The organism is Streptomyces sp. SAI-135, from assembly GCF_029893805.1.
Lineage (GTDB): Bacteria > Actinomycetota > Actinomycetes > Streptomycetales > Streptomycetaceae > Streptomyces.
In genome coordinates this window covers 6,176,779-6,195,435 of record NZ_JARXYP010000002.1, presented here as the reverse complement: position 1 = coordinate 6,195,435, position 18,657 = coordinate 6,176,779, and the positions used below count along the sequence as shown (strand labels likewise).

General features: G+C 68.7%; 19 protein-coding genes. 1 reads left to right on the top strand and 18 read right to left on the bottom strand.

Annotated elements, in window-relative coordinates; genetic code table 11:
• Positions 1-85: 85 nt before the first annotated feature.
• Positions 86-1,909: a glycoside hydrolase family 18 chitinase gene (locus tag M2163_RS32740; RefSeq protein ID WP_280849287.1), complete on the top strand. Its 1,824-nt coding sequence runs from the start codon at positions 86-88 to the stop codon at positions 1,907-1,909.
• Positions 1,910-2,216: 307 nt separating this feature from the next.
• On the opposite strand, the gene M2163_RS32735 is transcribed toward M2163_RS32740, so the two are convergent.
• From M2163_RS32735 to M2163_RS32650, 18 genes are all read right to left on the bottom strand, one after another.
• Entirely contained in the window at positions 2,217-2,663 is a 447-nt protein-coding gene (locus M2163_RS32735) for a DUF2550 domain-containing protein (protein WP_037721461.1), read from the bottom strand.
• Between the two features lie 142 nt (positions 2,664-2,805).
• A complete protein-coding gene (locus M2163_RS32730) occupies positions 2,806-3,180 on the bottom strand; it encodes a F0F1 ATP synthase subunit epsilon (protein ID WP_053850769.1) in 375 nt (124 codons plus the stop codon).
• A gap of 133 nt (positions 3,181-3,313) precedes the next feature.
• Positions 3,314-4,750 (bottom strand): F0F1 ATP synthase subunit beta, encoded by a 1,437-nt coding sequence (atpD, locus tag M2163_RS32725; protein ID WP_280849288.1) that lies wholly within the window; start codon positions 4,748-4,750, stop codon positions 3,314-3,316.
• On the bottom strand, positions 4,750-5,667 hold the full coding sequence (locus M2163_RS32720; RefSeq protein ID WP_280849289.1) for a F0F1 ATP synthase subunit gamma: 918 nt from the start codon (positions 5,665-5,667) through the stop codon (positions 4,750-4,752). The genes atpD and M2163_RS32720 overlap by 1 nt, the downstream gene beginning before the upstream one ends.
• 21 nt (positions 5,668-5,688) lie before the next feature.
• Positions 5,689-7,278 (bottom strand): F0F1 ATP synthase subunit alpha, encoded by a 1,590-nt coding sequence (atpA, locus tag M2163_RS32715; RefSeq protein WP_053850766.1) that lies wholly within the window; start codon positions 7,276-7,278, stop codon positions 5,689-5,691.
• Positions 7,279-7,403: 125 nt separating this feature from the next.
• Entirely contained in the window at positions 7,404-8,219 is an 816-nt protein-coding gene (locus tag M2163_RS32710; protein ID WP_280895757.1) for a F0F1 ATP synthase subunit delta, read from the bottom strand.
• Positions 8,216-8,767: a F0F1 ATP synthase subunit B gene (locus M2163_RS32705; RefSeq protein WP_020136564.1), complete on the bottom strand. Its 552-nt coding sequence runs from the start codon at positions 8,765-8,767 to the stop codon at positions 8,216-8,218. Before M2163_RS32705 ends, M2163_RS32710 begins: the two co-directional genes overlap by 4 nt.
• 42 nt (positions 8,768-8,809) lie before the next feature.
• The gene (locus tag M2163_RS32700; RefSeq protein WP_031040683.1) at positions 8,810-9,040 is read right to left on the bottom strand and encodes an ATP synthase subunit C; all 231 of its coding nucleotides are present in this window, start codon (positions 9,038-9,040) and stop codon (positions 8,810-8,812) included.
• Between the two features lie 77 nt (positions 9,041-9,117).
• Positions 9,118-9,942: a F0F1 ATP synthase subunit A gene (atpB, locus tag M2163_RS32695; protein ID WP_280849291.1), complete on the bottom strand. Its 825-nt coding sequence runs from the start codon at positions 9,940-9,942 to the stop codon at positions 9,118-9,120.
• Positions 9,943-10,167: 225 nt separating this feature from the next.
• The gene (locus M2163_RS32690; protein WP_212669926.1) at positions 10,168-10,599 is read right to left on the bottom strand and encodes a hypothetical protein; all 432 of its coding nucleotides are present in this window, start codon (positions 10,597-10,599) and stop codon (positions 10,168-10,170) included.
• 287 nt (positions 10,600-10,886) lie between these two features.
• Entirely contained in the window at positions 10,887-12,215 is a 1,329-nt protein-coding gene (locus M2163_RS32685; protein ID WP_280895756.1) for an MraY family glycosyltransferase, read from the bottom strand.
• 129 nt (positions 12,216-12,344) lie between these two features.
• Positions 12,345-13,586, bottom strand: coding sequence for a serine hydroxymethyltransferase (gene glyA, locus M2163_RS32680; RefSeq protein ID WP_280895755.1), 1,242 nt, complete (start codon positions 13,584-13,586; stop codon positions 12,345-12,347).
• A gap of 69 nt (positions 13,587-13,655) precedes the next feature.
• Positions 13,656-14,327, bottom strand: coding sequence for a protein-tyrosine-phosphatase (locus M2163_RS32675; RefSeq protein WP_280849294.1), 672 nt, complete (start codon positions 14,325-14,327; stop codon positions 13,656-13,658).
• The gene (locus tag M2163_RS32670; protein WP_007384715.1) at positions 14,324-14,971 is read right to left on the bottom strand and encodes an L-threonylcarbamoyladenylate synthase; all 648 of its coding nucleotides are present in this window, start codon (positions 14,969-14,971) and stop codon (positions 14,324-14,326) included. The genes M2163_RS32675 and M2163_RS32670 overlap by 4 nt, the downstream gene beginning before the upstream one ends.
• A gap of 52 nt (positions 14,972-15,023) precedes the next feature.
• The gene (prmC, locus tag M2163_RS32665; RefSeq protein ID WP_280849295.1) at positions 15,024-15,869 is read right to left on the bottom strand and encodes a peptide chain release factor N(5)-glutamine methyltransferase; all 846 of its coding nucleotides are present in this window, start codon (positions 15,867-15,869) and stop codon (positions 15,024-15,026) included.
• A gap of 41 nt (positions 15,870-15,910) precedes the next feature.
• Positions 15,911-16,987: a peptide chain release factor 1 gene (gene prfA, locus M2163_RS32660; RefSeq protein WP_280849296.1), complete on the bottom strand. Its 1,077-nt coding sequence runs from the start codon at positions 16,985-16,987 to the stop codon at positions 15,911-15,913.
• A gap of 104 nt (positions 16,988-17,091) precedes the next feature.
• Positions 17,092-17,310: a 50S ribosomal protein L31 gene (gene rpmE / locus M2163_RS32655; RefSeq protein ID WP_007384712.1), complete on the bottom strand. Its 219-nt coding sequence runs from the start codon at positions 17,308-17,310 to the stop codon at positions 17,092-17,094.
• A 131-nt stretch (positions 17,311-17,441) separates the two neighbouring features.
• Positions 17,442-18,548 (bottom strand): LCP family protein, encoded by a 1,107-nt coding sequence (locus M2163_RS32650; protein WP_280849297.1) that lies wholly within the window; start codon positions 18,546-18,548, stop codon positions 17,442-17,444.
• Positions 18,549-18,657: the final 109 nt, after the last annotated feature.

Sequence of the window (18,657 nt, the reverse complement as noted above, 5' to 3'; positions counted from 1 at the left end):
GACCCGTGGTCCAGACCTTTCTATTCTCGCGGCACCGTGGGTGTGAAGGCTCAGTCACGCCCCCAACTCCCCTAGGAGGCGCACGATGCGCTTCAGACACAGAGCCGCGGCAGGATTCGCGACGCTGTTGCTCCCCTTCGCCGGCCTGGTCGGCCTCGCGAGCCCCGCCCAGGCCGCGACCTCCGCCACCGCGACCTACGCCAAGACCCAGGACTGGGGCACCGGCTTCGAAGGCAAGTGGACGGTGAAGAACACCGGTACCACCAGCCTCAGTTCCTGGACCGTCGAGTGGGACTTCCCCTCCGGCACCTCCGTCACCTCCGCCTGGGACGCCGACGTCACCTCCTCCGGCACCCACTGGACCGCCAGGAACAAGTCCTGGAACGGCACCCTCGCCCCCGGCGCCTCCGTCTCCTTCGGCTTCAACGGCGCCGGCAGCGGATCGCCCGCCAACTGCAAGCTGAACGGCGGAAGCTGCGACGGCGGCTCCACCCCGGGCGACGCGGCCCCGTCCGCTCCCGGCACCCCCACCGCCTCCGACGTCACCAACACCTCGGTGAAGCTGGCCTGGAGCGCCGCCACCGACGACAAGGGCGTCAAGAACTACGACGTGCTGCGCGACGGCGCCAAGGTGGCCACCGTGACGACGACGTCGTACACGGACACCGGGCTGACCGCCGGCACCTCCTACTCGTACACCGTCCAGGCCCGTGACACCGCCGACCAGACAGGACCGGCCAGCGGCGCGGTCGCGGTCAAGACCACCGGCGGCACCACCGACCCGCCGCCCACCGGCGACAAGGTCAAGCTCGGCTACTTCACCGAGTGGGGTGTCTACGGCCGCAACTACCACGTCAAGAACCTGGTGACCTCGGGCTCCGCCTCGAAGATCACCCACATCAACTACGCGTTCGGCAACGTCAAGAACGGTCAGTGCACCGTCGACGACACCTACGCCGCCTACGACAAGGCCTACACCGCCGACCAGTCCGTCAGCGGCACCGCCGACACCTGGGACCAGCCGCTGCGCGGCAACTTCAACCAGCTGCGCCAGCTGAAGGCCAAGTACCCGCACATCAAGGTGCTGTACTCCTTCGGCGGCTGGACCTACTCCGGCGGCTTCGGCCAGGCCGCGCAGAACCCGGCCGCGTTCGCCAAGTCCTGCAAGGCGGTCGTGGAGGACCCCCGCTGGGCCGATGTCTTCGACGGCATCGACATCGACTGGGAGTACCCCAACGCCTGCGGCCTGACCTGTGACACCTCCGGCGCCGCCGCCTTCAAGAACCTGATGTCCGCGCTGCGCACCGAGTTCGGCTCGAACTACCTGGTCACCGCGGCCATCACGGCCGACGGCTCCTCCGGCGGCAAGATCGACGCGGCCGACTACGGCGGCGCCTCCCAGTACGTCAACTGGTACAACGTGATGACGTACGACTACTTCGGCGCCTTCAACGCGCAGGGCCCGACCGCCCCGCACTCGCCGCTGACCTCGTACGCCGGCATCCCGCAGGCGGGCTTCAACTCCGCCGACGCGATCGCCAAGCTGAAGTCGAAGGGCGTGGCCTCGAACAAGCTGCTGCTCGGCATCGGCTTCTACGGCCGCGGCTGGACCGGCGTCACCCAGGCCGCCCCCGGCGGCTCGGCGACCGGAGCGGCACCCGGAACCTACGAGGCGGGCATCGAGGACTACAAGGTCCTCAAGAACTCCTGCCCCGCAACCGGCACCGTCGCGGGCACGGCGTACGCCTACTGCGGCAACAACTGGTGGTCCTACGACACTCCCGCCACCATCGCCGGGAAGATGACCTGGGCCAAGAACCAGGGTCTCGGCGGCGCGTTCTTCTGGGAGTTCAGCGGCGACACGAGCAACGGCGAGCTGGTGAGCGCGATCAACAGCGGCCTGAGCTGAACCACGATCCACTGAGGGCGCGCGGCCTGGTGCTGCGCGCCTTCGGCGTACTCCCCCCAGGGTCGTTCGGCCCACACCGAGGGACCATCAGCGGCCGATGGACCGCTCCCGACCGGGAACAATCAGTATCTCGACCGCAAGCGGAATGAATCATTCGGGGGGAAGAATGAAGCGCAGGTCCACCAGCAGGCGAGACTCCGGCAACCCGTCCACCAGGCCCAGGACGGCCTACGTGGGGATGTTCACCGGGACGACGGTCGCGGCACTCCTGACCGTCTGGCCCGTCAACGTCACCGTGACCCTCGACTCAGGCCACGTTGACACGCTGACCGGGGGGAGCTGCCTCCAGCCAGGCCAGAAACCCGGTCAGGGCGTCCTCGCTCATGGCGAGCTCGAGACGCGTGCCCCGGTGCAGACAGGTCAGGATCACGGCGTCGGAGAGGAGGGCCATCTCCTCCTCCCCGTCGGGGAGCCGGCGGCCGGCGACCTCGATCGCGGCCCGCTCCAGGACACGGCGGGGGCGATAGGCGTAGGAGAAGACGCGGTACCACTCGACACGGTCGCCGTTGTAGCGGGCGACGCCGTAGCTCCAGCCCTTGCCGCTGGTGTCGGGTTTCTCCGGCACGTCCCAGCGCAGTGAACAGTCGAAGGTACCGCCGGAGCGCTGGATGAGTCTGCGCCGCAGACCGAAGACGAACAGCCCCAGCACCACCAGGGCCACGACGATTCCGCACACAGTCAGAGCGAGGACCATCGACACCGACCTCCTCGTCTCCTAGGTACCTTCAATAGGTAACGGAACGGAAAAAACATCCAGATCTGCCTCAGCCGCGACCGGCTCCGGATCACTCCGGTGCCGGCCGCGGCTGAGGGACGTCATACGGCTCCGCGCTCGTTCAGCGCGTCGCCGCCGCACGCAGTCGTACGTCCGCGCGACGCTCGGCGGCGGCATCGCCCTCCGCCTTCGCGCGCTCCAGCTCCCGCTCCGCGCGCTGGACGTCGATCTCGTCCGACAGCTCGGCGATCTCGGCCAGCAGCGACAGCTTGTTGTCGGCGAACGAGATGAAACCGCCGTGCACCGCGGCGACGACCGTCCCGCCGTCGCTCGTGCGGATGGTCACCGGGCCCGACTCCAGCACACCGAGCAGCGGCTGGTGACCGGGCATGACGCCGATGTCGCCGGACGTGGTGCGCGCGACGACCAGGGTGGCCTCGCCGGACCAGACCTCTCGGTCGGCCGCGACCAGCGCGACGTGCAGCTCAGCAGCCAAGGTGGCTCCTCGGGTCACCACCCGGCGGTTGTGCCGGGTGTTGGTTACAAGTCTAGTGGGCGTGAAAGAGGGGGCGGGACGTGCCCCGCCCCCTCAGGTGTGAACCACAGGGTTCACGTCGAACTCAGGGCGTTCAGGAGACGCCGAGCTCCTTGGCGTTGGCCTTGAGGTCCTCCAGGCCACCGCACATGAAGAACGCCTGCTCCGGGAAGTGGTCGAACTCGCCGTCACAGATCGCGTTGAACGCGGTGATCGACTCGTCCAGCGGCACGTCCGAACCGTCGACGCCGGTGAACTGCTTGGCGACGTGGGTGTTCTGGGACAGGAAGCGCTCGACGCGGCGGGCACGCTGGACGACCAGCTTGTCCTCCTCGCTGAGCTCGTCGATGCCGAGGATCGCGATGATGTCCTGGAGGTCCTTGTACTTCTGGAGGATCCCCTTGACGCGCATGGCGGTCTCGTAGTGGTCCTGCGCGATGTAGCGCGGGTCCAGGATCCGGGACGTGGAGTCCAGCGGGTCCACGGCCGGGTAGATGCCCTTCTCGGAGATCGGACGGGACAGAACCGTCGTCGCGTCGAGGTGGGCGAAGGTGGTGGCCGGGGCCGGGTCGGTCAGGTCGTCCGCGGGGACGTAGATCGCCTGCATCGAGGTGATCGAGTGACCACGGGTCGAGGTGATGCGCTCCTGGAGGAGACCCATCTCGTCGGCCAGGTTCGGCTGGTAGCCCACCGCGGAGGGCATACGGCCGAGCAGGGTCGACACCTCGGAACCGGCCTGGGTGAAGCGGAAGATGTTGTCGATGAAGAACAGCACGTCCTGCTTCTGCACATCGCGGAAGTACTCCGCCATGGTCAGACCGGCGAGCGCCACGCGCAGACGGGTGCCCGGGGGCTCGTCCATCTGGCCGAAGACCAGCGCGGTCTTGTCGATGACGCCCGAGTCGGACATCTCCTCGATGAGGTCGTTGCCCTCACGGGTGCGCTCACCGACACCGGCGAACACGGAGACACCGTCGTGGTTGTTGGCGACGCGGTAGATCATCTCCTGGATGAGCACCGTCTTGCCGACGCCGGCTCCACCGAACAGACCGATCTTTCCACCCTTGACGTACGGGGTGAGGAGGTCGATGACCTTGACGCCGGTCTCGAACATCTCGGTCTTCGACTCGAGCTCGTCGAAGTTCGGGGCCTTGCGGTGGATGGACCAGCGCTCGCCCTCGTACTGCTCGTCGACGTTCAGCACCTCACCGAGGGTGTTGAACACCTTGCCCTTGGTGAAGTCGCCGACCGGGACGGTGATGCCCGTGCCGGTGTCGGTGACGGTGGCCTGGCGGACCAGACCGTCGGTGGGCTGCATCGAGATGGTGCGGACCAGGCCGTCACCCAGGTGCTGGGCGACCTCCAGGGTCAGCGTCTTCTTCGCGCCGTCCTGGGCCGGGTCGGCCACCTCGACGTGCAGAGCGTTGTAGATCTCCGGCATCGCGTCGACGGGGAACTCCACGTCGACGACCGGGCCGATGACCCGGGCGACGCGGCCCGTGGCAGCGGCCGTCTCAACTGTCGTCGTCATTACCTGTCACTCCCCGCGGACGCGTCGGCCAGGGCTGCGGAGCCACCGACGATCTCGCTGATTTCCTGGGTGATTTCGGCCTGGCGGGCCGCGTTGGCAAGTCGGGAGAGCGTGGTGATGAGCTCTCCCGCGTTGTCGGTGGCCGACTTCATCGCGCGCCGCGTGGCGGCGTGCTTGGAGGCGGCCGACTGGAGCAGCGCGTTGTAGATGCGGCTCTCCACGTAGCGCGGCAGCAGGGCGTCGAGGACGTCCTCCGCCGAGGGCTCGAAGTCGTAGAGCGGGAGGATCTCGCCCTTGGGCGCGGCCTCCTTGGCGACCTCTTCGAGGCTGAGCGGCAGCAGACGGTCGTCGAGCGCCGTCTGCGTCATCATCGAGACGAACTCGGTGAACACGATGTGGAGTTCGTCCACACCACCCTCGGCCGTGTCCTTCTCGATGGCCTCGATCAGCGGGCCCGCGACCTTCTTGGCGTCCGCGTACGTGGGCTCGTCGGTGAAGCCGCTCCACGACTCCGCGATCTTGCGCTCACGGAAGTTGTAGTGCGCGACACCACGGCGGCCGACGACGTAGATCTCGACCTCCTGGCCCGCGCGCTCCAGCCGTGCCGTCAGCTGCTCCGCGGCCTTGATGGCGTTGGAGTTGAAGGCGCCGGCCAGACCGCGGTCGCTCGTCAGGAGCAGCACCGCGGACCGCGTGACCGTGTCGGCCTTCGTGGTCAGCGGGTGCTTCGTGTTCGAGCCGGTACCGACCGCCGTCACCGCGCGCGTCAGTTCCTGCGCGTACGGCGCCGAGGCCGCCACCTTGCGCTGCGCCTTGATGACGCGCGAGGCGGCGATCATCTCCATCGCCTTGGTGATCTTCTTGGTCGCGGTGACGGATCGGATGCGACGCTTGTAGACCCGGAGCTGGGCTCCCATGAGTCAGGTCCCTTCCTTACGTCACTTGGCCGCGGCCGGGGCGTCCTCGCCGAGAAGCTTGCCGTCCGAGGTCTCGAACTGCTTCTTGAAGTCGGCGATCGCGTCGGCAACAGCGGTGAGGGTGTCGTCCGACATCTTGCCGCCCTCCTTGATGGAGGTCATGAGGCCCTGCTCCTTGCGGTGCAGGTACTCCAAGAGCTCCTTCTCGAAGCGGCGGATGTCGTTGACCGGGACGTCGTCCATCTTGCCGGTGGTGCCGGCCCAGACGGAGACGACCTGGTCCTCGGTCGCCATCGGCTGGTACTGGGCCTGCTTCAGCAGCTCGACCATGCGCTGGCCGCGCTCCAGCTGCGCCTTCGACGCGGCGTCCAGGTCGGAACCGAAGGCGGCGAACGCCTCCAGCTCACGGAACTGGGCGAGGTCCACGCGGAGGCGGCCGGAGACCTGCTTCATCGCCTTGTGCTGCGCGGAACCACCGACTCGGGAGACGGAGATACCGACGTTCAGCGCGGGGCGCTGACCGGCGTTGAACAGGTCCGACTCCAGGAAGCACTGGCCGTCGGTGATGGAGATGACGTTGGTCGGGATGAACGCCGAGACGTCGTTGGCCTTGGTCTCGACGATCGGCAGACCGGTCATCGAGCCCGCGCCCATCTCGTCGGAGAGCTTGGCGCAGCGCTCCAGCAGACGGGAGTGCAGGTAGAAGACGTCACCCGGGTAGGCCTCGCGCCCCGGCGGGCGGCGCAGCAGCAGGGACACGGCGCGGTAGGCGTCGGCCTGCTTCGAGAGGTCGTCGAAGATGATGAGGACGTGCTTGCCCTCGTACATCCACTGCTGGCCGATGGCCGAACCGGTGTACGGCGCCAGGTACTTGAAGCCGGCCGGGTCGGACGCCGGGGCGGCGACGATGGTCGTGTACTCCAGCGCGCCGGCCTCTTCGAGGGCGCCACGCACGGAGGCGATGGTCGAGCCCTTCTGGCCGATGGCGACGTAGACGCAGCGGACCTGCTTCTTCGGGTCGCCGGAGCGCCAGTTGTCACGCTGGTTGATGATCGTGTCGACGGCCAGGGCGGTCTTGCCGGTCTGACGGTCACCGATGATCAGCTGACGCTGGCCACGGCCGATCGGGGTCATCGCGTCGACGGCCTTGTAGCCGGTCTCCATCGGCTCGTGCACCGACTTACGGGCCATGACGCCCGGAGCCTGCAGCTCAAGCGCGCGACGACCACTGGTCTCGATCTCGCCGAGGCCGTCGATCGGGTTGCCGAGCGGGTCGACGACACGACCGAGGTAGCCCTCGCCGACGGCCACGGAGAGGACCTCACCGGTACGGGAGACCGGCTGACCCTCCTCGATACCGCTGAACTCACCGAGGACGATGGCGCCGATCTCGCGCTCTTCCAGGTTGAGCGCGAGGCCGAGGGTGCCGTCCTCGAACTTCAGCAGTTCGTTGGCCATGGCCGAGGGCAGACCCTCGATCTTCGCGATGCCGTCGCCGGCAAGGGTGACCGTACCGACCTCCTCGCGCGAGGCCGCGTCCGGCTTGTACGACTGGACGAAGTTCTCCAGCGCGTCCCGGATCTCCTCCGGCCGGATCGTGAGCTCCGCCATCTGGGTTCCCTGCTCTCCTTGTTGGGCCCGAAGTTTCACTTTGGGGGTCTGGGGGCGACCCCCAGGATTCTTCATGTACGGCCCAACCAGGGCCGTCGTCCGTACGTACTGCTATGAAGTTGCTGCTAGCCCGCCAGGCGGCGGCCGGCGTCCTCGATGCGGTCCGCGATCGAGCCGTTGATGACGTCGTCACCGACCTGCACCCGGATCCCGCCGAGGACCTCGGGGTCCACGTCCAGGTTGAGGTGCATCTGGCGGCCGTAGAGCTTCGCCAGGGCACCGCCCAGACGCAGCTTCTGCTGGTCGCTCAGCGGAACCGCCGAGGTGACGACGGCCACCATGCGGTCCCGGCGCTCGGCGGCGAGCTTGGACAGGGACTCCAGTCCCGCCTCCAGGCTACGTCCCCGGGGCGCGGCCACAAGGCGCGTCACCAGACGCTCGGTCGTCGCATCGGCGCGGCCGCCGAGCAGGCTGCGGAGCAGCTCGCGCTTGGCCTCGGCCGTTGCGGCGCGGTTGGTCAGCGCGGCGCGCAGCTCGGTGGTGGAGGAGACGATCCGGCCGAACCGGAACAGCTCGTCCTCGACGTTGTCGAGCTTGCCCCGCTGCTGCGCGGCGGTGAGGTCGGCGATGCTCGCCAGCTGCTCCAGCGCGTCCACCAGGTCGCGCGACTGCGACCAGCGCGAGCGCACCATGCCGGCGACGAGGTCCGCGGCGGCGCCGCCGACCTGCGTACCGATCAGACGCTGGGCCAGTTCGGCCTTGGCCTCGCCGGCCTGCGCCGGGTCGGTCAGGACCCGACGCAGCGACACCTCGCGGTCGAGCAGCGCGGTGACGGCGGCCAGCTCGTCGGCGAGCGAGCCGGCGTCCACGGACGTGTTGTCCGTCAGCGCGTCGAGACGCTCGCGTGCGGCTGCCAGGGCCTCGCGGCTCGCTCCGTTCATCGCGCGGCCTCGGCCTTCTCCTCGAGATCGTCGAGGAAGCGGTCGATCACGCGGCTCTGCCGGGCGTGGTCCTCGAGGGACTCGCCGACGAGCTTGCCTGCCAGGTCGGTGGCGAGCTTGCCGACGTCCTGGCGCAGCGCGGACGCGGCGGCCTTGCGGTCGGCCTCGATCTGCGCGTGACCGGCGGCGACGATCTCCTCGCGCTGCCGCTGGCCTTCCGCGCGCATCTCGGCGATGAGCGTGGCGCCCTGCTCCTGAGCCTCCTGGCGCAGGCGCGCGGCCTCGTGGCGGGCCTCGGCGAGCTGTGCCTTGTACTGCTCAAGGACGCTCTGGGCCTCGGTCTGAGCGGCCTCGGCCTTCTCGATACCGCCCTCGATGGCCTCGCGACGCTCTTCCAGGACCTTGTTGATGGTCGGGAGGAGCTTCTTGGCGAGGAAGCCGAAGACGATGACGAAGGCGATCAGGCCGATGACGAGCTCCGGCCACGGCGGAATGAGGGGATTCTCCTTCTCCGCCTCGGCCGCCAGCTGAACCAGTGCGTGGTTCACATCAGTGCCTTTCGTCGAATGGGGCTGTCGTCGTGGTTCGTCTTAGTAGACGAACGGCATGACGAGGCCGATGAGGGCCAGCGCCTCACAGAACGCGAAGCCGAGGATCTGGTTACCGCGGATGAGGCCGGCCGCCTCGGGCTGGCGGGCGAGAGCCTGGGTGCCGTTGCCGAAGATGATGCCGACGCCGACGCCCGGGCCGATCGCGGCGAGGCCGTAACCGATGGAGCCGAGGTTGCCTTCGACCGCAGCGAGGGTCTGGAGAGCGGACATGCCGGTTCTTCCTTCTCTTTCAGTGACCGGTGGGGGTTGGCCACCGGATGTCTCTGGGGGTGTGGCGGGGGCGGTGCTCAGTGGTGCTCGGCGAGCGCGCCCTGGATGTAGGTGCAGGTCAGGAGGACGAAGACGTACGCCTGGACCGCCTGGATGAAGAGCTCGAAGGCCGTCATCACGATGACCATCACGAACGAGACGCCGGAGTAGGCGATGCCGATGCCGTTCAGCATGTACCAGCTGGCGATCGTGAAGAGCAGCAGCAGGGTGTGACCGGCGAACATGTTCGCGAAGAGTCGCACGGCGTGCGTGAACGGACGGACCAGCAGGTTCGAGAAGAACTCGATGACCATGGCGAGCGGCAGCACGGCGCCGAGCGACTTGTCGTAGCCCGTCACGTTCTTGAAGAAACCGACGAAGCCGTGCCGCTTGAAGGTCAGCGAGACCCAGGTGATGTAGACGATCGCGGCCAGCACTGCCGGGTAGGCGATGATCGACGTCACCGGGAAGGAGGCCACCGGGATGATCGACCACAGGTTGAGCATCCAGATGAAGAAGAACAGCGAGACGGCGAGCGGTACGTACTTCTCGCCCTCCTTCTTGCCGATCGTCTCGTAGACGACGCCGCGGCGGACGAAGTCGTAGCCGGCCTCGGCGATCATCTGGAGCTTGCCGGGGACGACCTTCGGGCGGGCGAAGGCGGCCCAGAAGAAGCCCACGATGATGATCGAGCCGAGCAGGGCCAGCAGCATCGGCTTGTTGAAGTAGAGGCCGTTGCCGTCCGCGTCGCCCCACAGGGGCTCGAACATGAACGAGTGCAGGCCGGGAGCCGGGAAGCCACACCCGTCGAACAGGTGGCAGTCGGTCTCGAAGGCGAGCGTCTGCGTCGGGTCAGCACTCACCGCGGGCTCCTTCGTCGTGGCGCATAGGTACGGCAACCTCGTTGTGTCGGCGCGGCGGTAGGCCGCAGTTCGGCACGGGACTGGTGTAACGGATGTGGGGGCGGCCGGGGGGCATCGAGCCTCGCGTTCGAGCAGGCGTCAGCTCGGATGCCCGCGCCCGCGATGCCGCAGTTGGCACCGGACGATAGCAGGGTCTCTCAGTCGCATTTATCCCGGCCCTACCTCTCACGACGAGTGCCCCGTTTTTTCGGGCTTGGTGCCCGAATCGGGTTCGACGTAGAGGATCTTGGACTTCATGTGGGCGCGTGTCTGTGCGGCGATCCAGGTCAGGGTGCCGACGACGAGCGTGAGAGCGAAAGCCTTGGGGTGGAACAGCGTGGTGTTCTTGAACACCGCGACGAAGACGAACAGCAGCAGGATCTGAGCCGTGTAGAGCATCAGGCCCATCGCCTGGAAGAGGTGCGGAAGCGATTTGGCAGTGCGCTGCAGGACGTAGAGGCCGATTCCCATGAAGAGGATCACGACCAGCGTCGCCACTCCCGCCCCGACCGCGCCCTTGCCACCGGCGACCACACCACTGACGACGGCGGCGACAGCGCCGACGGCAGCCGTGGGCACGGCGGCCTGGGCCAGGATCCGGACGTCGTTGGACGGCATGGCGGCAACTCCGCTTTCAAAGGGGGGGTGTGTCGTCATGGACGAGCGTAGTCCCGGGCTGAGAGTGACCCTCACGCCAAGGGACCGTCGCACTACGGTCCTTCGGCTCCGTCCCGGGTTCTCGTGAACCGTATCACAAACTATTTGATGCGGTCTTTACCTAGATGGTGTGCCCACTGTCACACATGAGAGTGAAGCTGCGCGTCTGTGCAGAAACCCGGTCGAGTTGTCTGGTATAAGGGCGATTTGTCACCCCGCCGAACTCCCACGCGTTGGCAATGCTTTAGTCAGATTCTTACCTTGGGCGTCAGCGCGACGTCTCGGCCTTGCGCCTCTCGGGCACGCTGCGACCGGGCGCTCAGCGCGGTCGCGCCGTTGACACCCGCCACTCCCACGGCGACCGGGGCGCGCTGTTCCACCTCCACGGGCTCCGCGACCACCGCACGCCTGCGGCGGCGGTAGCGCGGCGGCACGATGTGCTGGGCCCACATCGGCACCCGCGGGGTGAAGCGCGGCAGCAGGAGCAGGACGAGCCCGATCGCGCTGAGGAACACCACGCCGAGCACGATCCACATGGACGCGGAGTTGACCGAGTAGGCCAGCGAGCCGAACGCGATCAGTGCCGACCAGAAGTACATGATCCACACGGCCCTGCTGTGCGAGTGCCCGATCTCCAGGAGCCGGTGGTGCAGGTGCCCGCGGTCGGCGGCGAACGGCGACTGGCCGCGCCAGGTGCGGCGCACGATGGCCGAGATCAGGTCGGCGGCCGGCACCGCGATGATGGTCAGCGGCAGCAGCAGCGGGATGTAGACGGGAACCGTCTGGTGCACGGCCGCCTTCTCCGACCCGGCGAACAGCTTCAGGGCGTCCGGGTCGATCTGCCCGGTGATGGAGATCGCGCCCGCGGCCAGCACCAGGCCGATGAGCATCGAGCCGGAGTCGCCCATGAAGATCCGCGCGGGGTGCATGTTGTGCGGCAGGAAGCCGATGCACATGCCCATCAGGATCGCCGAGAAGAGCGTCGCCGGGGCGGCCGCCTCGATGCCGTACGAGTACCAGATCCGGTAGGCGTACAGGAAGAACGCCGCCGCCGCGATGCAGACCATGCCGGCCGCGAGGCCGTCGAGGCCGTCGACGAAGTTCACCGCGTTGATGGTGATGACGACGAGCGCGACCGTCAGCAGGGTGCCCTGCCACTGGGTCAGCGCGACCGAGCCGACGCTGGGGATGGGCAGCCACAGGATCGTCAGACCCTGCATGACCATCACGCCCGCGGCGATCATCTGGCCGCCCAGCTTGATCAGGGCGTCGATCTCGAACTTGTCGTCCAGGACGCCGATCAGCCAGATCAGCGCGGCCCCGGAGAGCAGCGCGCGCGGTTCGTTGGACTTCTCGAAGACCTCGCTGAGGTTGGTCAGGTGGTCGGCGACCAGCAGGCCCGCGCACAGTCCGAAGAACATGGCGATACCGCCGAGCCTCGGAGTCGGTTCCCGGTGCACGTCACGGGCCCTGATCTCCGGCATCGCTCCGGCCACGATCGCGAACTTCCGTACCGGCCCTGTCAGCAGATACGTCACCGCGGCCGTGATGCAGAGCGTCAGCAGGTATTCACGCACAGGCTTCCCCACAGGTCTCGCTGGCCATCTCAGCCCCACACCCTAGCGACGCACGCATATGGTTGTGGACTTCCGGGTAGAGCCGATGGTTGCACGTGCGGCTGTGCCCGCAGGTGCGGATACCCTCGCTCAGGCCGGATACGGCGGAAATCCGCCGACCAGGTCCCGCACTTCTTCACGTGCCCGGGCGCTCTCGGCCTCGCCCCGCACCACCCCCGCGAGCAGGGCGGCGATCCGCTCCATCTCCTTCTCGGCCATGCCCTGGGTGGTGACGGCGGCCGTCCCCAGGCGCAGTCCGCGGCTGTCGGCGTGAGGCAGCGCACAGCAGTCGAGCACCATCCCCGCGGCCGCGAGCCGTCCCCGCGCCGTGCGCCCGTCGACGCCGAGGGGCGCCGGGTCGGCCGTCACGAGGTGGGTGTCGGTCCCGCCGGTGGTGACCACGAGACCCTCGTCGGCCAGGGCGGCGGCGAGGACCTTCGCGTTGGCGATCACCTGATGGGCGTACGCGCCGAACGCCGGGGTCGCCGCCTCGCCGAACGCGACCGCCTTCGCGGCGATGGTGTGCATCTGCGCACCGCCCTGGGTGAACGGGAAGACGGCCCGGTCGACCCGCTCGGCCAGTTCGCTCCCGCAGAGGATCATTCCGCCCCGGGGGCCGCGCAGCACCTTGTGCGTGGTGGCGCAGACGATGTCGGCGTACGGCACCGGATTGGGCGCCGCTCCTCCGGCGACGAGCCCGATGGGGTGGGCGGCGTCGGCGATGAGGTACGCGCCCACCTCGTCGGCGACCTCGCGGAAGAAGGCGTGGTCGATGTGCCGGGGGTAGGCGATGGAGCCGCAGACGATCGCCTTGGGCCGGTGGGTGCGGGCGAGGGCGCGCACCTGGTCGTGGTCGATGAGCCCGGTCTCGGCGTCGACGCCGTAGGGGACGAAGTCGAACCAGCGGCCGGAGAAGTTGGCGGGCGAGCCGTGGGTGAGGTGGCCGCCGTAGGGCAGGCCCAGGGCGAGGACGGTGTCGCCGGGGCGCAGCAGCGCGGCGTAGGCGGCGAGGACCGCCGAAGAGCCGGAGTGGGACTGCACGTTGGCGTGGTCGGCGCCGAACAGGGCCTTCGCCCGCTCCACGGCCAGCCGTTCGGCGACGTCGACGATCTCGCAGCCGCCGTGGTGCCGGGCGCCCGGATAGCCCTCGGCGTACTTGTTGGCCAGCGGGGAGCCGAGGGCGGCCAGCACGGCCGGCGAGCAGAAGTTCTCGGCGGCGATGAGCTGGAGCGTCGACGACTGCCGGTCCAGCTCCCCGAGCAGGATCTCGGCCAGCTCGGGATCCTGCCGCGTGAGGACGTCGGCGGTCTGGGGCGCATGGGTGACCGACATGGTGGACTCCGGGGCGTCGACGGTGACGTACGTCCAATGTAGGCCCGGGGCCCGTGGGGTGCCCGGTCGTTACGTCCTTGCGGGTACACCGGTGAGCGCGGTGACCACCGGATCCAGCGCCTCGTGTATCTCGTCGCCGATCGAGCGGAAGAAGGTCAGCGGGGCGCCGTACGGGTCGAAGACCTCGTCGGCCTCGGCGGTCGGGGCCAGGAGCCACCCGCGTAGAGCGGCCGCCGCGCGGACCAGGGCGCGTGCGCGCATCACCAGGCCGTCCTCCAGGGGCGGCAGGGTCGCCGGGTCTATCGCCTTCACCAGGCGGGTGAACTCCTTCAGGGTGAAGGTCCGCAGACCCGCCGAGTGCCCCATGGAGATCACCTGCTGGCGGTGGTCGCGGGTGGCGGTCAGGACGAGGTCCGCCATGATCACGTGTTCGTCCAGCAGCTCCCGTCCCGTGAAGCCGGAGGGGTCCGCGCCGAACTCGGCGAGCACGGTCTCCGCGTTGGCCTCCATGGGCGCGCCCTCGTGGCCCCAGGTCCCCGCGCTCTCCACGACCAGGCCGCCCCACAGCGGGTCGCCGAGCCGGTCCGCCAGGGCATGCCGGGTCAGCCGCTCGGTGATCGGCGAGCGGCAGACGTTTCCGGTGCTGACGTGGAGGATGCGGAAGCTGTCACGCGGGAGACCCGTGAAGGTCCGCGTCTCTTCCCCGTCCCATATGCCACGCCCCGCGTCAGGGGCCGTCAATTCGCCACCTCGAGGTCGGGTACGACCTTCCTGAGCTCGTCCGCGGAGATCGCGCCCGCGCGCAGCAGCAGGGGCACCTCGCGGGTGACGTCGACGATCGAGGAGGGGACGTTGCCGGGGGTCGGGCCGCCGTCGAGGTAGACGGAGACCGAGTCGCCGAGCATCTCCTGCGCGGCGTCGCAGGTCTCCGGCGAGGGGTGGCCGGTGAGGTTGGCGGAGGAGACCGCCATGGGGCCGACCTCGGTCAGCAGCTCGATGGCGACGGGGTGCAGGGGCATCCGGACGGCCACCGTGCCCCTCGTGTCGCCCAGGTCCCACTGGAGGGACGGCTGGTGCTTGGCGACGAGCGTGAGCGCGCCCGGCCAGAAGGCGTCGACGAGCTCCCAGGCCAGCTCGGAGAAGTCGGTGACGAGCCCGTGGAGGGTGTTCGGGGAACCGATCAGCACGGGCGTGGGCATGTTGCGGCCCCGGCCCTTGGCCTCCAGGAGGTCGTGGACGGCCTCGGAGGAGAACGCGTCGGCGCCGATGCCGTACACCGTGTCGGTCGGGAGGACCACGAGCTCGCCACGGCGGACGGCGGACGCGGCTTCGCGCAGACCGGTCGTGCGGTCGGTCGCGTCGTTGGTGTCGTATCGCCGTGCCATGTCTAGCGGGCCTCCTCGTACACGTACTGCGGGATGGAAGTGTGGGCCGTGCTCACGGCAGCGCCTTGCGGGCCGTCGCGAACCGGGGGCGGTTGTTGAGGTCGGGGTGGTCGGCCGCGTCGGCCCAGCCCCGCTCCTCGGTGAAGATCCACGGCACCTGGCCGCCCTGGGTGTCGGCGTGCTCGATGACCACGACACCGCCGGGGCGCAGGAGCCGGTGCGCGGTGCGTTCCAGACCGCGGATGAGGTCGAGGCCGTCCTCGCCGGAGAACAGGGCGAGTTCGGGGTCGTAGTCCCGGGCCTCGGGGGCGACGTACTCCCACTCGGTGAGCGGGATGTACGGCGGGTTGGAGATGACCAGGTCGACATGGCCGTCGAGGTCGGGGAAGGCGTCCAGCGCATTGCCCTGCCGCAGGTCGACCCGCGATCCCTCGACGTTCTTACGGGTCCACCGGAGGGCGTCCTCCGACAGCTCCACGGCGTGCACGCGGGAGCGCGGCACCTCCTGGGCGAGGGCGAGCGCGATGGCGCCGGAGCCGGTGCACAGGTCGACGATGCACGGCTCGACGACGTCCATCGCGCGCACGGCGTCTATGGCCCACCCGACCACCGACTCGGTCTCGGGCCGGGGCACGAACACCCCGGGCCCCACCTGGAGTTCGAGGTAGCGGAAGTAGGCGAGGCCGGTGATGTGCTGGAGCGGCTCGCGCTGCTCCCGGCGCGCGATGGTCTCCCAGTAGCGGGCGTCGAAGTCCGCGTCCTTCACGGAGTGCAGCTCGCCCCGCTTCACGCCGTGCACGAACGCGGCGAGCTCCTCCGCGTCGTTGCGCGGCGAGGGCACGCCGGCGTCGGCCAGCCGCTGGGTGGCCTGGGCCACCTCTGCGAGCAGCAGGTTCACGCAAGTCCTCCGTGTCGTACTCGGTCGTGCGTAGGTGCCTGTCAGGCAGCTGCCAGTTTCGCTGCCGAGTCCGCGTCGACGCAGGCCTGGATCACCGCGTCGAGGTCGCCGTCCAGGACCTGGTCCAGGTTGTACGACTTGAAGCCGACACGGTGGTCCGAGATGCGGTTCTCCGGGAAGTTGTACGTGCGGATCTTCTCGGAGCGGTCGACGGTGCGGACCTGGCTGCGCCGGGCGTCGGCGGCATTGCGCTCCGCCTCCTCCTGCGCCGCCGCGAGCAGCCTGGAGCGCAGGATACGCAGGGCCTGCTCCTTGTTCTGCAGCTGGCTCTTCTCGTTCTGGCAGGAGGCGACTACCCCGGTGGGGATGTGGGTGATGCGCACGGCGGAGTCGGTCGTGTTGACGGACTGCCCGCCGGGACCGGAGGAGCGGTAGACGTCGATGCGCAGGTCGTTGGGGTTGATCTCGACGTCGACCTCCTCCGCCTCGGGCGTGACCAGCACACCGGCCGCGGAGGTGTGGATCCGGCCCTGGGACTCGGTGGCGGGCACGCGCTGCACCCGGTGCACCCCGCCCTCGTACTTCAGGCGGGCCCACACGCCCTGGCCGGGCTCGGTGGCGCCCTGGCCGCCCTTGGTCTTCACGGCGACCTGGACGTCCTTGTAGCCGCCCAGCTCGGACTCGGTGGCGTCGATGATCTCGGTCTTCCAGCCGACGCGCTCGGCGTACCGGAGGTACATGCGCAGGAGGTCACCGGCGAACAGGGCCGACTCGTCACCGCCGGCGCCGGCCTTGATCTCCAGGATGACGTCCTTGTCGTCACTCGGGTCCCGCGGGACGAGGAGCAGCCGCAGCTTCTCCGTCAGCGTCTCGCGCTGCTCGGAGAGCTCCTTGACCTCGGCCGCGAAGTCCGGGTCGTCGGCGGCGAGTTCCTTCGCCGTCTCGATGTCGTCGCCGGTCTGCTTCCAGGAGCGGTACGTGGCGACGATCGGGGTGAGCTCGGCGTAGCGCTTGTTCAGCTTGCGCGCGTTGGCCTGGTCGGAGTGGACCGACGGGTCGGCGAGCTTCTTCTCCAGGTCGGCGTGCTCACCGACGAGTTCCTCGACGGCCTCGAACATCTTGGGCTCCTGAACTGCGTAAAGAAAGTGGGTGGGCGGGCGACCAAAAACGCCGGTCCCGGCGCACTCCGAGGAGTGCGGCGTGGACCGGCGCTGGTGGCTCGCTACTTCTTGGCAGCAGCCTTGCCGAAGCGGGCCTCGAAGCGGGCCACACGGCCACCGGTGTCGAGGATCTTCTGCTTGCCCGTGTAGAACGGGTGGCACTCGGAGCAGACCTCGGCACGGATGGTGCCGCTGGAGATCGTGCTGCGGGTGGTGAACGACGCGCCACAGGTGCAGCTGACCTGCGTCTCGACGTACTCGGGGTGGATGTCGCGCTTCAAGGTGTCTCCTATGTTCCGGGAGGGCACCGGGTCGCCACCGCGGGCTGCGGGAGCGTGAACCGGGGCCGACGTACCAGTCTGCCAGCACTGGCCGCATCCCCCAAAACGAGGGGGTGCCGCTGTCTATTCCCTCAGGAGGTCACGACGCCCTTGGCCTGGCCGGTGGCCGTGCCTTCGGTGGCGGACCTCGGGACCGGCCGGTCGTTCTCCAGGGCCGTCCAGATCTGCCGGGCCTTGGCGTCCTGCACGATGACCCGGTTCGGGTTCGCCGGGTCGTAGCGGACCGGCATGGTGACCATGGTCATGTCCGACGGGCTGATGCCCTTGAGGCCGCTCGCGAAGGAGACCAGGGAGTTGACCGAGCCGAGGTCGGAGTCGGTGGTGACGGCCTTGGTGGCGGTGTCGGCGAGGTCGTACAGCTTCTTGGGGTTGGTCAGCACGCCGACGCTCTCGACTTGCTTGACCAGCGCCTTGATGAAGGCCTGCTGGAGCTGGATGCGGCCGAGGTCGGAGCCGTCGCCGACGCCGTGCCGGGTGCGGACGAGACCGAGGGCCTGGGCACCGGTGAGCTCGTGCGTGCCGGCCTCGAGGTCGAGGTGGCTGTCCGTGTCCCTGATGTTCTCGGTGGTGGTGACCGTGACCCCGCCGAGCTCGTCGACCAGCTTCTCGAAGCCGCTGAAGTCGACCTCCAGGTAGTGGTCCATGCGGATGTCGGTCATGGTCTCGACGGTCTTGACGGCACAGGCCGCGCCACCGGTTGTGTACGCGGAGTTGAACATGACGTCCGTCGCGGCGTCGTGCTCCTTGCCGTCGGTGTCGGTGCACTCCGGGCGGTCGATCAGGGTGTCGCGCGGGATGGAGACCACGGTGGCCTTCTTGTGGCCCTCGTACACGTGGATGATCATCGCGGTGTCGGAGCGGGCGCTGCCGTCGTCGGTGCCGCCGCCGAGCTTCCTGTTGGAGCCGGAGCGGGTGTCCGAGCCCAGGACGAGGATGTTCTCGGAGCCGTTGTCGGCCTTCGTGGGCCGCTCGGTGCCGAGCATCTGGTCGATGTCGACGCTCTTGATGTTGCCGTTGAGCTTGAAGTACACGTAGCCGGCCCCGGTGCCGCCCACCACGACGATCCCCGCGGCGACCCAGGCGGCGACCAGCAGGCCCGTGCGCCCCTTGCTGCGGGGTTTGCGGCGGCGTCCCTTGCCACCCGGTTGTCCGGGTATCGGCGTGCTCTCGGCTGACATGTGCTCCTCGAATCTCGTCCGGTCGGTTACCCCCTGTTTTCAGGGTCAGACGTGGTCGCAGAAGACCCGTACCGCACCATGTTCGCTCCGCCTGGTCAGACGGGGAAAC